The following is a 12,913-nucleotide window of genomic DNA, read 5'->3' on the forward strand; positions in this document are numbered from 1 at the left end:
ACTGCCGGGGTGATCCCACCTGGCTTTATCCATGACCTGCTCGCCCGCGTCGACGTCGTCGAGGTGGTGGGCCGCCATGTCGAACTGAAGAAGGCCGGCATCAACCACAAGGGGCTGTGCCCCTTCCACGGCGAGAAGTCGCCCAGTTTCATCGTCAGCCCCAGCCGCCAGACCTATCACTGCTTCGGCTGCGGCGTGCACGGCAATGCCATCGGCTTCCTGATGGAACACACCGCCGCGACCTTCGTCGAAGCCGTGGAGGACCTGGCCCAGCAGGTCGGCATGCAGGTGCCGCAGGACGAGCGCTCGCCCGAGCAGCGCGAGCGCGCCAAGGCCGAGAAGGACAAGCAGAACAGCCTCACCGACGTGCTGGCCCGTGCCGCGGACTTCTACAAGGCCCAGTTGCGCAAGTCGCCGCGTGCCGTCGAATACCTGAAGGGCCGCGGCCTGACCGGCCAGATCGCCGCCCGCTTCGGCCTCGGCTACTCGCCCGAAGGCTGGCGCTCGCTGGCCAGCGGCTTCCCGGCCTACGACGACCCACAGCTCGTCGAGTCCGGCCTGGTCATCAGCCCGGACGTCGAACCCGGTGAAGAAGCCAAGCGCTACGACCGCTTCCGCGATCGCATCATGTTCCCCATCCGCAACGTGCAGGGCGAAGTCATCGGCTTCGGCGGCCGCGTGCTGGACAAGGGCGAACCCAAATACCTGAACTCGCCGGAAACGCCCGTCTTCAGCAAGGGCCGCGAGCTCTACGGGCTCTTCGAAGGCCGCCAGGCGATGCGCCAACGCGGTTATGCCCTGGTTGTCGAAGGCTATATGGACGTCGTCGCACTCGCCCAGCACGACTTCGGCAATGCGGTCGCGACGCTGGGCACCGCCTGCACGGCCGAGCATGTCCACAAGCTTTTCCGCTTCACTGAATCGGTCGTCTTCAGCTTCGATGGCGACGCCGCCGGCCGCCGCGCTGCGGTGAGGGCGCTGGAGGCCGCCCTGCCCCACGCGACCGAGACGCGCACCGTCAAATTCCTCTTCCTGCCGACTGAGCACGACCCCGACTCCTATGTGCGCGAACTCGGCGCCGAGGCTTTCGAGCGCTGCGTCGAGACGGCCGTGCCGCTGTCACGCCAGCTCTCCACGGTCGCCGCCGACGGCTGCGACCTCGGCACGCCCGAGGGCCGCGCTCGCATGCTCAAGCAGGCCCATCCGCTGTGGAACCTGCTGCCCGACGGCCTGCTGCGCCGCCAGCTGGCGGGTGAACTGGCCCGCCAGGGTCAGCTGCCCGAGGCGGAGCTGCAATCGCTCTGGCTGGGCGAACCGGCGGCCGCGCCGGCCGCAGCCCCCGCGCCCGCCGAACGCCCGCGCTGGCAGCCGAAAGCCGAATGGGCGGCCGGCAAGGGCAACTGGAAGGGCAAGCGGCGCGACGAAGAGCCACGCCCAGCTGGCCCGCGCGCAACGCCATCGACGCCCACGGACAACGCCGTACGCCTGCTGCTCCAGCACAGCGAACTCTGGGAGGCGCTTGCCGATGAAGATCGCATGCTGCTGCACGACCTGCAGGGCGTCCACGGCGACCTCATTCATTGGCTGGAGCGCCATTTGACCCATCACGGCAGCAGCCCCTGGGCGGCGATACAGGCCGGTTTGGCAGCCGACGGCTTTGGCGACGCACTCAAGCGCCTGGTGAGCCCGCTTCAGGCCCTCGGCATCGACGAGCTGGACGCGGCAGGCGACCTGGCACGCGCCATTACCGGCCTGCGCGCCCAGGCGTCGACTCCGCTGCCAGCGGGCGGCGGCGCGACGGACGACGAGCGCCGGCGCGCACTGGAAGCCCTGGCCCGGACACGCGAGCGCCACGGCATTGCGCCGGCAAAACCACCCGAGTTTTGAACTCCCGACGAATTTCGCAGATAATCTCGTGTTTTCCGCGCGCGTCAACAAGAGTGACGGCAGAGAGATGCCGGACCCGGCCACCCAGCGACACTGGGCAACTCATCAAAGAGTTTTGATGGCCAAAATATCCGCCAGCTCTGCACTCCAAACGATCACGCCAGCTTGTTCGCGGCACGCCAGGGTCCCTCGGCCGAATTCCGGTTGATACCTCGGTGACGAAAGCCACCGCCCCTGCCCCGCCGGTTTTGACGCCGAGCCCGGGCTGGCCGCGGTGGCTGCTGCATTTCCGAAACTGAATCTAGAACGCCCGCGCCACCCGCCGAAGGACCTGCATGACCGCCAAGAAGACCGCCGCGACCAAGGCCAGCCCCGCTCCCGAAGAGCTGAAGAAGAAGCCCGCTGCCAAAACGGCCGCTGCCGAGGCACCTGCCAAGGCGACCAAGGCCGCCGCCAAGCCGGCCGGCAAAGCCGCGGCCGCGACCGACGACGACAAGCCCAAGCGCGGCCGCAAGCCCAAGGCGGAGACCGAGTCGAAGAAGGCCGGCGGCAAGAAGGAACTCGAGGAAGACGTGGACCTGTCCGACGTCGATGCCGAACTCGAGGGCGAGGTGGAAGCCGAGACTGAAACCGGGGAAGTCACCGCCGTGGCGGAAGACACGCCCAAGGCCAAGCCGCTGCGCATGAAGGTCAGCCGCGCCAAGGAGCGCGCGCTGATGCGCGAGTTCGGCCTGGAAGAAACTGCGCTGACCGAAGAGGAAGCCCTCAAGCGCCGCAGCGAGCTGAAGACCCTCATCAAGATGGGCAAGACGCGTGGTTTCCTGACGCATCAGGAAATCAACGACCACCTGCCCGAGAAGCTGGTCAGCGAGGAAATCCTCGAAGCCATCGTGTCGATGCTCAACGACATGGGCATCGCCGTGTACGAGCAGGCGCCCGACGCCGCCACGCTGCTGATTCAGGGCAACACCACGGCCACGTCGACCGAAGAGGAAGCCGAAGAAGCCGCGGAAGCTGCGCTGTCGACGGTGGACTCCGAGTTCGGCCGCACGACCGACCCGGTGCGCATGTATATGCGCGAAATGGGCACGGTCGAGCTGCTGACGCGCGAAGGTGAAATCGAAATCGCCAAGCGCATCGAAGGCGGCCTTCAGGCCATGATGCTGGCGATCTCGGCTTCGCCGACGACCATCGCCCACATCCTCGAGTTCGCGACCAAGATCCGCGCCGGCGAGATGCAGATCTCCGAAGTCGTGGACGGCTTCGTCGCCGCCGACGAAGCCGACGACTATGTCGCCGAGGAAGACTTCGACGAGTTCGACGAGGAAGACGACGACGACGGCAACGGCGGCTCCAAGGCACTGACCAAGAAGCTCGAAGAGCTGAAGAACGCGGCGCTGGTGAAGCTGGACACCATGTCCGCTGCCTTCGACAAGATGCGCAAGGCCTTCGAGAAGGACGGCTACAAGTCGGCCCCGTACAACAAGGCCCAACAGGCCATCAGCGGCGAGCTGATGACCATCCGCTTCACGGTCAAGACCATCGAGAAGCTGTGCGACATCCTGCGCAGCCAGGTCGACGACGTGCGCCGCTACGAGCGCGAACTGCGCAAGATCGTGGTGGACAAGTGCGGCATGCCGCAAGAGCACTTCATCAAGACCTTCCCGCCCAACGCGCTGAACCTGAAGTGGGCCGAGAAGGAAGTTGCCAGCGGCAAGCCCTACGCGGTGATCCTGGCGCGCAACCTGCCGCCCGTGCAAGAGCTGCAGCAGAAGCTGACCGACATCCAGGCCAAGGCCGTGGTGCCGCTGGACGACCTGAAGGACATCAACAAGAAGATGAACGAGGGCGAGAAGGCCTCTCGTGACGCGAAGAAGGAAATGATCGAGGCCAACCTGCGCCTCGTGATCTCCATCGCCAAGAAGTACACCAACCGCGGCCTGCAGTTCCTGGACCTGATCCAGGAAGGCAACATCGGCCTGATGAAGGCGGTGGACAAGTTCGAATATCGCCGCGGCTACAAGTTCTCGACCTATGCGACGTGGTGGATCCGCCAGGCCATCACGAGGAGCATTGCCGACCAGGCCCGCACCATCCGCATCCCGGTTCACATGATCGAGACGATCAACAAGATGAACCGCATCTCGCGCCAGCACTTGCAGGAGTTCGGCTTCGAGCCGGACGCGCCGACGCTGGCCGAGAAGATGGAGATCCCGGAAGACAAGATCCGCAAGATCATGAAGATCGCCAAGGAGCCGATCTCCATGGAGACGCCGATCGGCGACGACGACGACAGCCACCTGGGCGACTTCATCGAGGACACCAACAACACAGCGCCCATCGAGGCCGCGATGCAGGCCGGCCTGCGCGACGTGGTGAAGGACATCCTCGACTCGCTGACGCCGCGCGAAGCCAAGGTGCTGCGCATGCGCTTCGGCATCGAGATGCAGAGCGACCACACGCTGGAAGAAGTCGGCAAGCAGTTCGACGTGACGCGTGAGCGGATTCGCCAAATCGAGGCCAAGGCAATCCGCAAGCTGAAGCACCCGAGCCGCTCGGACAAGTTGCGCACCTATCTGGACAACCTGTAAAGGTTGGCTGGAGACGTGGTTCGCGCCAGCGAACTGCCGCAGCGGCAACGCGACTTGCGCCCCGACTCGTGCAGCGAGGCGGGGCACCAGCTGCGCGCCCCGCAGGCCGGCATCGCCCGGCCTTTTTTGCGTCCTACACTGAACCCATGACCGCGATCAGAGAGCGCACCGTCCTCTTCGCCGACCTGCGTGGCAGCACCGGGCTCTACGAATCCCTCGGCAACGCCGAGGCCAGCGGCCTCGTCACACAGACGGTCAACCAGATCAGCGAGGCCGTGCTGGAGAGCGGCGGTCACCTCATCAAGACGCTGGGCGACGGCCTGATGGCCGCGTTCGAGACGCCGCGCGACGGCGTGCGCGCGGCCCAGCGCATGCAGGAGATGCTGGATCGCACCGTGCAACGCGCGCGCCGCCTGAACAACCCGGCCATGCTGTCGCTGCGCCTGCAGGTGGCGCTGGCGCGCGGCGAGGTGGTGGAGCTGAACGGCGACTGCTTCGGCGACGCCGTCAATGTCGCGGCCCGCCTCATCGACCACGCCGGCGACGGCGAAATCCTCATCACCACCGAGGTACTAGCCGGCCTGCATCACGCGTCCAAGGGGCGCTTTCGCAGTCTGGACCGCATCTCGGTGCGCGGCCGCATCGAGCCCGTGCACGTCTATCGCATGGACGCTGCCGTGCCGCTCGGTGCCGACGACACGGCGACCCAGTTCGGCGAGCCGATGCGCTCGATCGACCCCGACGGCATGCGCCTCGTCTGGCAGGACCTGGACCGCGTCTTCGACATCGGCGCGATGCCCATCGTGCTCGGCCGTAGCGTTCAGGCGACCTACTGCATCACCGACGCGCGCGTATCTCGCTCGCATGCCCGCATCGACTGGCACGGCAGCAGCTTCGAGCTGACCGACCTCTCCTACAACGGCACCTATGTGCGCTTCGGCGAGTCGGGCGAACTGCTGAGCCTCAAGCGCGGCAGCTGCACGCTGCACGGCAGCGGCGTCATCGGCCTGGGCGGCCTGCCGGGCGACGAGCAGTCGCCGACCGTGCGCTTCGAGGTGCTGCATTTTGCCGATACCGAGCCACAGGCCTTCGGCGGTCCTCGTTCAAGGCGCTGATGGCTTTTCTTTCTGAACCGCCGCATCGACACGGCGCTGCTCCGACGGGCCCCGACACCGCCGTGCTGCTTTGCAACCTCGGCACGCCCGAGGCGCCGACTGCGTCCGCCTTGCGCCGCTATCTCGCCCAGTTCCTCGCCGACCCACGCGTCGTCGAGATCCCGCGCCTGATCTGGCTGGCCATCCTGCACGGCATCATCCTGCGCGTGCGGCCGGCCAAGTCGGCGGCCAAGTACGCCACCGTCTGGACGCCCGACGGCTCGCCGCTCAAGGTCTGGACCGACCGGCAGGCCAAGCTGCTGCAGGGCTCGCTGGGCGAACACGGGCTGCGCGTGCGCGTGGCCTATGCGATGCGCTACGGCCAGCCGGCGATTGCCGCCACGCTGGACGTGTTGAAGCGCGAGGGCGTCAAACGCGTGCTGGTGCTGCCGGCCTACCCCCAGTACTCGGGGGCGACGACAGCCAGCGTCATCGACGACGTCGCCCGCTGGGCGTTGCAGACCCGCCACCTGCCCGAGCTGCGCTTCGTCAACCACTATCACGACGACCCCGCCTACATCGCGGCGCTGGCGCAGACCGTGCGCGAGCACTGGCAGCGCGGCGGCCGCGCCGACAAGCTCGTCATGAGCTTCCACGGCATGCCGGAGCGCACGCTGCACCTGGGCGATCCTTACCACTGCGAATGCCTGAAAACCGGACGCCTGCTCGCTGAAGCATTGGGGCTGAAGGACGGCGAATGGCTGGTGACCTTCCAGAGCCGCTTCGGCAAGGCCAAGTGGCTGGAGCCCTACACCGAGCCGAGCCTCGTCAAGCTGGCCAAGGGTGGCCTCAAGTCCGTGGACGTCATCTGCCCCGGCTTTGCAGTGGACTGCTTGGAGACGCTGGAAGAAATCGCCCAGGAGGCACGCGCCGCCTTCCTCGCCGCTGGCGGCCAGCGCTTTGGCTACATCCCCTGCCTCAACGACCACCCGGCCGGCATGCGCGCGCTCGCCAAGCTGGCCGAGCGCCATCTGCAAGGCTGGCCGACCGAGACACCCCACCCCGACACGCTGGCCCTGCAACGTCAGCGGGCGCTCGCCGCCGGAGCGCGTGAATGAGTGCCGCGCCGACCAGCATGCGGCTGGACAAATGGCTCTGGGCCGCGCGTTTTTACAAGACGCGAGCGCTGGCCGTGGACGAGATCAATCTCGGCCGTGTGCGCGTGGGTGGCGTGCCGGTCAAGCCGGCTCGGGACGTGAAGGTGGGCGATGTGCTCAGCATCCGCATCGGCACGCTGGCCCGCGAGGTGGAAGTGAAAGGCCTGTCCAGCCAGCGCGGCCCGGCACCGCAGGCGCAGGCCCTGTACGCGGAGACCGCCGCCAGCATCACCGCCCGCGAGGCTGCTGCCGAGGCGCGCCGGTTGGCGCCGGAGCCGGCCGACAGCATCAGCCAAGGCCGGCCGACCAAGCAGGACCGCCGCCGCCTGGCGGACTGGGACCGGTGGTCGGTCTCGGTGGACGACCTGGACGACACGCCAGATCCGGGTTGACCCGGATAATTCGTTTCGAATTCCCCCTCTTGAAACCAGGGCATCCCGCCTCATGTCGATGCGGTTACCCCTTTTTCTGCCATGACGACCGAACATCCCCTGCCCGAAGACGCCGCCGGCGCTGCCGATCCCACGGCCGCCGAGCTGAACCCTGAAATCAAGATCGCCGAGCTGGAAGGCCGCCTCGCCGAGATGAGCGACGCCTACCTGCGCGCCAAGGCCGAGGCCGAGAACGTGCGCCGGCGTGCCGAGGAGGACATCTCCAAGGCCCGCAAGTTTGCCGTCGAGAGCTTTGCCGAAGCGATGCTGCCGGTGATGGACAGCCTGGAAGGCGCCATCGCCACGCCCAGCGCCAGTGTCGACACCGTGCTGGAAGGCGTGCACGCCACGCGCCGCCAGCTGTCCAGCGCGCTGGAGCGCAACCGGGTCGTCGAGATCAACCCCGGCCAGGGCACCAAGTTCGACCCCCATCAGCATCAGGCCATCTCCGTGGTGCCGGCGCCGACCCAGGAAGCCAACACCGTGGTCGCCGTGTTGCAGAAGGGTTTCCTGATTGCCGACCGCGTGCTGCGCCCGGCACTCGTGACGGTCTCAGCGCCCAAGTAATACACGGGCGCCGGCCCTTGAATCGGCGCTAGTTATCCACAACTCGAATACATCCAACAAATCTTCAGGAGTTCCAAATGGGAAAGATCATCGGCATTGACTTGGGCACCACGAATTCGTGCGTGGCCGTCATGGAAGGCAACACCACGCGCGTCATCGAGAACGCCGAAGGCGCCCGCACCACGCCGTCCATCATTGCCTATCAGGAAGACGGCGAGATCCTCGTCGGCGCCTCGGCAAAGCGCCAATCGGTGACCAACCCCAAGAACACGCTGTACGCCGTCAAGCGACTGATCGGGCGCAAGTTCGCCGAGAAGGAAGTGCAGAAGGACATCGATCTGATGCCCTACACCATCGCCGCTGCCGACAACGGCGACGCCTGGGTGGAAGTGCGCGGCAAGAAGTTCGCGCCTCCTCAGGTCTCGGCCGAAGTGCTGCGCAAGATGAAGAAGACGGCCGAGGACTACCTTGGCGAGGAAGTGACCGAAGCCGTCATCACGGTGCCGGCCTACTTCAATGACGCGCAGCGCCAGGCGACCAAGGACGCCGGCCGCATCGCCGGTCTGGACGTCAAGCGCATCATCAACGAGCCCACCGCCGCGGCGCTGGCCTTCGGCCTGGACAAGCACGGCAAGGGCGACCGCAAGATCGCCGTCTATGACCTGGGTGGCGGCACGTTCGACGTGTCCATCATCGAGATCGCCGACGTCGACGGCGAAAAGCAGTTCGAAGTGCTGTCGACCAACGGCGACACCTTCCTGGGCGGCGAAGACTTCGACCAACGCATCATTGACTACATCGTCACCGAGTTCAAAAAGGAACAAGGCGTCGACCTGACCAAGGACGTGCTGGCCCTGCAGCGCCTGAAGGAAGCCGCCGAGAAGGCCAAGATCGAGCTGTCGAACTCGTCGCAGACCGACGTCAACCTGCCCTACATCACGGCAGACGCAACCGGCCCGAAGCACCTCAACGTCAAGCTGACCCGCGCCAAGCTGGAGTCCCTCGTTGACGAACTGATCGAGCGCACGATGGCGCCCTGCCGCATGGCCATCAAGGATGCCGGTGTGTCGGTCAGCGACATCGACGACATCATCCTGGTCGGCGGCATGAGCCGCATGCCCAAGGTGCAGGAGAAGGTCAAGGAGTTCTTCGGCAAGGAGCCGCGCAAGGACGTCAACCCCGACGAGGCCGTGGCCGTCGGTGCCGCCATCCAGGGCCAGGTCCTGGGCGGCGAGCGCAAGGACGTGCTGCTGCTCGACGTCACCCCGCTGTCGCTCGGCATCGAGACGCTCGGCGGCGTGATGACGAAGATGATCAAGAAGAACACGACCATCCCGACGAAGTTCTCGCAGACCTTCTCGACCGCTGACGACAACCAGCCGGCCGTGACCATCAAGGTCTACCAGGGTGAGCGCGAGCTGGCCCAGGCCAACAAGTCGCTGGGCGAGTTCAACCTGGAAGGCATTCCGCCGTCGCCGCGCGGCACACCGCAGATCGAGGTGTCCTTTGACATCGACGCCAACGGCATCCTGCACGTCGGCGCCAAGGACAAGGGCACCGGCAAGGAAAACAAGATCACCATCAAGGCGAACTCCGGCCTTTCCGAGGCCGAGATCGAGAAGATGGTGAAGGACGCCGAAGCCAACGCGGCCGACGACAAGAAGAAGGTCGAGCTGGTGCAGGCCCGCAACCAGGCCGACGGTCTGGTGCACAGCGTGCGCAAGTCGCTGGCCGAGCATGGCGACAAGCTCGAAGCGGCCGAGAAGGACGCCATCGAAGCCGCTGCCAAGGACGTGGAAGAAGCGATCAAGAGCGACGACCAGGCCGTCATCGAGGCCAAGACCGAAGCGCTGATGACCGCGAGCCAGAAGCTCGGCGAAAAGATCTACGCCGACCAGCAGGGCGCACAGGCCGCAGCGGCAGCCGCAGGTGCCGGCGCCGCCGAGCAGCCGCAAGCTGCTGCGCAAGGCGAAGCCAAGCGCCCGGCCGACGACAACGTCGTGGATGCCGAGTTCAAGGAAGTCAAGGACGGCAAGTAAGTCCCGCATGACCCCGGCCCGGGACCGCTCACGCGGCCCGGGCCTTTGCCCTTGAAAGACGAGCATGGCTTCGACGAAGCGCGATTACTACGAAACCCTCGGCGTCGCCAAGAACGCGACCGAAGAGGACATCAAGAAGGCCTACCGCAAGCTGGCCATGAAGCATCACCCCGACCGCAACCAGGGCGACGGGGCGAAGAAGTCCGAGGAGCAGTTCAAGGAGGCCAAGGAGGCCTACGAGATGCTGTCGGACCCGCAGAAGCGCGCGGCCTATGACCAGTACGGCCACGCCGGCGTGGACCCCAACATGGGCGGCGGGCGCGGCGGCCCGGGTGCGGAAGGTTTCGGCGGCTTTGCCGAGGCGTTCGGCGACATCTTTGGCGACATCTTCGGCGGCCAGGGCGGTGGCGGCCGTCGCCCGGGTGCAGGAGGCCAGCAGGTCTACCGCGGCAGCGACCTCAGCTACGCGATGGAGATCACCCTCGAAGAAGCCGCCCGCGGCAAGGAAACGCAGATCCGCATCCCGAGCTGGGAAGGCTGCGAGACCTGCGGCGGCACGGGTGCCAAGCCCGGCACGTCGGCCAAGACCTGCGGCTCCTGCCAGGGCTCGGGCACGGTGCACATGCGCCAGGGCTTCTTCAGCATCCAGCAGACCTGCCCGCATTGCCACGGCAGCGGCAAGATCATTCCCGACCCCTGCACCACCTGCAACGGCCAGGGCAAGGTCAAGAAGCAGAAGACGCTGGAGGTCAAGATCCCGTCCGGCATCAACGAGGGCATGCGCATCCGCTCGGCGGGCAATGGCGAGCCCGGCGTGAATGGCGGCCCGGCGGGTGACCTCTACATCGAGATCCGCATCAAGCAGCACGACCTCTTCGAGCGGGATGGCGACGACCTGCATTGCACGATGCCGGTCTCGATGGTCACCGCCACGCTGGGCGGCAGCATCGAGGTGCCCACGCTCGGCGGCAAGGCCGAGATCGAGCTGCCCGAGGGGACCCAGCACGGCAAGACCTTTCGCCTGCGCGGCAAGGGCATCAAGGGCGTGCGCTCCAGCTACCCGGGCGACCTTTATTGCCACATCGCCATCGAGACGCCCGTCAAGCTGACCGAGCATCAGAAGAAGCTGCTCAAGGAGCTGGACGAATCGCTCAAGAAGGGCGGCGAGCGGCATTCGCCGAACGCCAAGAGCTGGACGGACCGGGTCAAGGACCTGTTCAAGTAAGCCGCGTCACTTCACGCATCAGCCGCAGCACCTGCAAGGGTCCTGCGGCTTTTTCCTGCCCTTCGGCATGGCGCAATGAGAAATGACCGCGCGTCGGATATCACGGATTGCCCCAATAGCGCGTGTTAACCAGCTCACCAGTCTTGACTGGCGCCGCCTAAAGTCCGCCGACTGTCATACCGATGACTCATAAGTGATGCTGCGTACGCGATTTCCGATCAAAACCCACGGCTCGGTGCCGGGGAAGGACGTTGCATGTTCCTGATGGACCAGACCATACAGGCCGCGTCGGCGCTGATCATCGACAGCAACTCCAGCTCGCGAAGCCTGATGTCGGCCCAGTTGCGGGACCTCGGCGTGGGCACCGTGCGTCAGACGCCACGCGTGAAGGACGCTCGCGTGATGCTGGAGCACCAGACCTTCGACATCGTCTTGTGCGACTACCACTTCGACAGCAGCGACACGTCGGGGCAGGACCTGCTGGACGAACTGCGCCGGGAAGGCCTGCTGCCCTACTCCACCGTCTTTGTCATGGTGACCGCCGAGGCGACCTACGCCAAGGTGGCCGAGGCCGCTGAAGCTGCCCTCGACGCCTACCTCATCAAGCCCTACACCAGCGCCAACCTCGCCGAGCGGCTGGCCAGCGCCCGCCAGCGCAAGCGCCTGATGAAGGACATCTTCGAGGCCATCGAGAACCAGGACTTCGAGACCGCCGCCAACCTCTGCTTGGCACGCTTCGAGGCCAAGGAAAGGTACTGGCTCTACGCTGCGCGCATCGGTGCAGAACTGCTGCTGCGCCTGAAGCGCTTCCCGGAAGCCAAGGTCCTCTACGAAGCCATTATCGCCGCCAAAACCGTGCCCTGGGCGCGGCTGGGCGTGGCGCGCACCGAGGTGGCCGGCGGCAATCTGCAGGCCGCGCGGCGCACGCTGGAAAACCTCATCGGCGACCTGCCCGACTACGCCGACTCGCACGACCTGATGGGTCATGTGCAAATGGAACAAGGCGACCTGCGCGAGGCGCTCAAGACCTACCAGACGGCGGCGACGCTGACCCCCGGCTGCCTGCTGCGCCTGCAACGCTGCGGCTCGCTGGGCTTTTACGCCGGCCAGCGTGCCGAGGCGCTGAAGATGCTGGAGCGCGCCATGTCGCAAGGCCTGCGCTCCAAGCTCTTCGACATGCTCAGCCTCGTGCTCATCGGCCTGATGCGCTTCGACAACAAGGACCACAAGGGATTCAAGTACGCCCACGACTCCCTGGCTGCGGCGCTGGAGCGCGCGCCCGGCTCCATCCGCTTGCAGCGCTTTGACCTGGTGTTCCGCGGCCTGGCCTTCCTGCTGGAGCGGCGCGTGGGCCAGGCTCTCGTCGTCGCGCGCGAGTTCACTGGCCATGCCGACGCTGGCGACTTCGACCTCGAAGCCGCCTCGCTGCTGACGGCGCTGTGGATACGCCTGTCCAGCCAGGAGGTCGAGCTGGAGGAGATGATGCCCATCCTGCAAGGTCTGGGCATGCGGCATTGCGCGTCCAAGGCGAGCACCGAGATCCTGCTGGCCATCGTCGAGGTCCACCAGGGTGCGGCCGAGCAGTTTCGCGACTGCCACCAGAAGATCTTCAACGTCGCCGAGACGGCGATGCGCCATTCGATGCGCGGCAGTGCCAAGGTCGCCGTGGAGCTGCTGCTCCAGCAGGGCGAGTCGACGCGCAATGCCAAGCTGATCGACATGGCCGCCCTGGTGCTCAAGCGCCATGCCGACAAGATCGAAGATGCCGATCAACTGGCCGTGCGGATCGACGACCTGTACATGCGCTTCGTGAAGCCCATGGCCGCCGGCTCCTCCAAGACTCGCGCAGCGGGCGGCATGGCACTGCGCACCGCAGCCGTGGCTGAATCCGCAGCCTGAACCAGCCCGCGTATCACCCGAGG

The 12,913-nt window shown here is 66.2% G+C and carries 9 protein-coding genes; all 9 read left to right on the forward strand.

Features of this window, described 5'->3' with window-relative positions; all coding sequences use genetic code 11:
- The first annotated feature begins 9 nt into the window (after positions 1–9).
- Complete coding sequence (dnaG, locus tag AC0IZJ_RS21950) at positions 10–1,887, forward strand: DNA primase (protein WP_471853687.1); 1,878 nt, start codon at positions 10–12, stop codon at positions 1,885–1,887.
- Positions 1,888–2,222: 335 nt separating this feature from the next.
- Positions 2,223–4,478: an RNA polymerase sigma factor RpoD gene (rpoD, locus tag AC0IZJ_RS21955; RefSeq protein ID WP_471853688.1), complete on the forward strand. Its 2,256-nt coding sequence runs from the start codon at positions 2,223–2,225 to the stop codon at positions 4,476–4,478.
- A gap of 146 nt (positions 4,479–4,624) precedes the next feature.
- Positions 4,625–5,593 carry an adenylate/guanylate cyclase domain-containing protein gene (locus AC0IZJ_RS21960; protein ID WP_471853689.1) on the forward strand — a complete coding sequence of 323 codons (969 nt, stop codon included), beginning with the start codon at positions 4,625–4,627 and terminating at the stop codon, positions 5,591–5,593.
- On the forward strand, positions 5,593–6,690 hold the full coding sequence (gene hemH, locus AC0IZJ_RS21965) for a ferrochelatase (RefSeq protein WP_471853690.1): 1,098 nt from the start codon (positions 5,593–5,595) through the stop codon (positions 6,688–6,690). The genes AC0IZJ_RS21960 and hemH overlap by 1 nt, the downstream gene beginning before the upstream one ends.
- Positions 6,687–7,121 carry an RNA-binding S4 domain-containing protein gene (locus AC0IZJ_RS21970; protein ID WP_471853691.1) on the forward strand — a complete coding sequence of 145 codons (435 nt, stop codon included), beginning with the start codon at positions 6,687–6,689 and terminating at the stop codon, positions 7,119–7,121. The genes hemH and AC0IZJ_RS21970 overlap by 4 nt, the downstream gene beginning before the upstream one ends.
- 81 nt (positions 7,122–7,202) lie before the next feature.
- The gene (grpE, locus tag AC0IZJ_RS21975) at positions 7,203–7,727 is read left to right on the forward strand and encodes a nucleotide exchange factor GrpE (RefSeq protein WP_471853692.1); all 525 of its coding nucleotides are present in this window, start codon (positions 7,203–7,205) and stop codon (positions 7,725–7,727) included.
- A 77-nt stretch (positions 7,728–7,804) separates the two neighbouring features.
- Complete coding sequence (gene dnaK, locus AC0IZJ_RS21980; protein ID WP_471853693.1) at positions 7,805–9,766, forward strand: molecular chaperone DnaK; 1,962 nt, start codon at positions 7,805–7,807, stop codon at positions 9,764–9,766.
- Between the two features lie 64 nt (positions 9,767–9,830).
- Positions 9,831–10,991, forward strand: a complete 1,161-nt coding sequence (dnaJ, locus tag AC0IZJ_RS21985; RefSeq protein ID WP_471853695.1) for a molecular chaperone DnaJ — start codon at positions 9,831–9,833, stop codon at positions 10,989–10,991.
- A gap of 255 nt (positions 10,992–11,246) precedes the next feature.
- Entirely contained in the window at positions 11,247–12,890 is a 1,644-nt protein-coding gene (locus AC0IZJ_RS21990) for a response regulator (protein ID WP_471853696.1), read from the forward strand.
- Positions 12,891–12,913: the final 23 nt, after the last annotated feature.

The organism is Roseateles sp. AC306 (genome assembly GCF_979253795.1).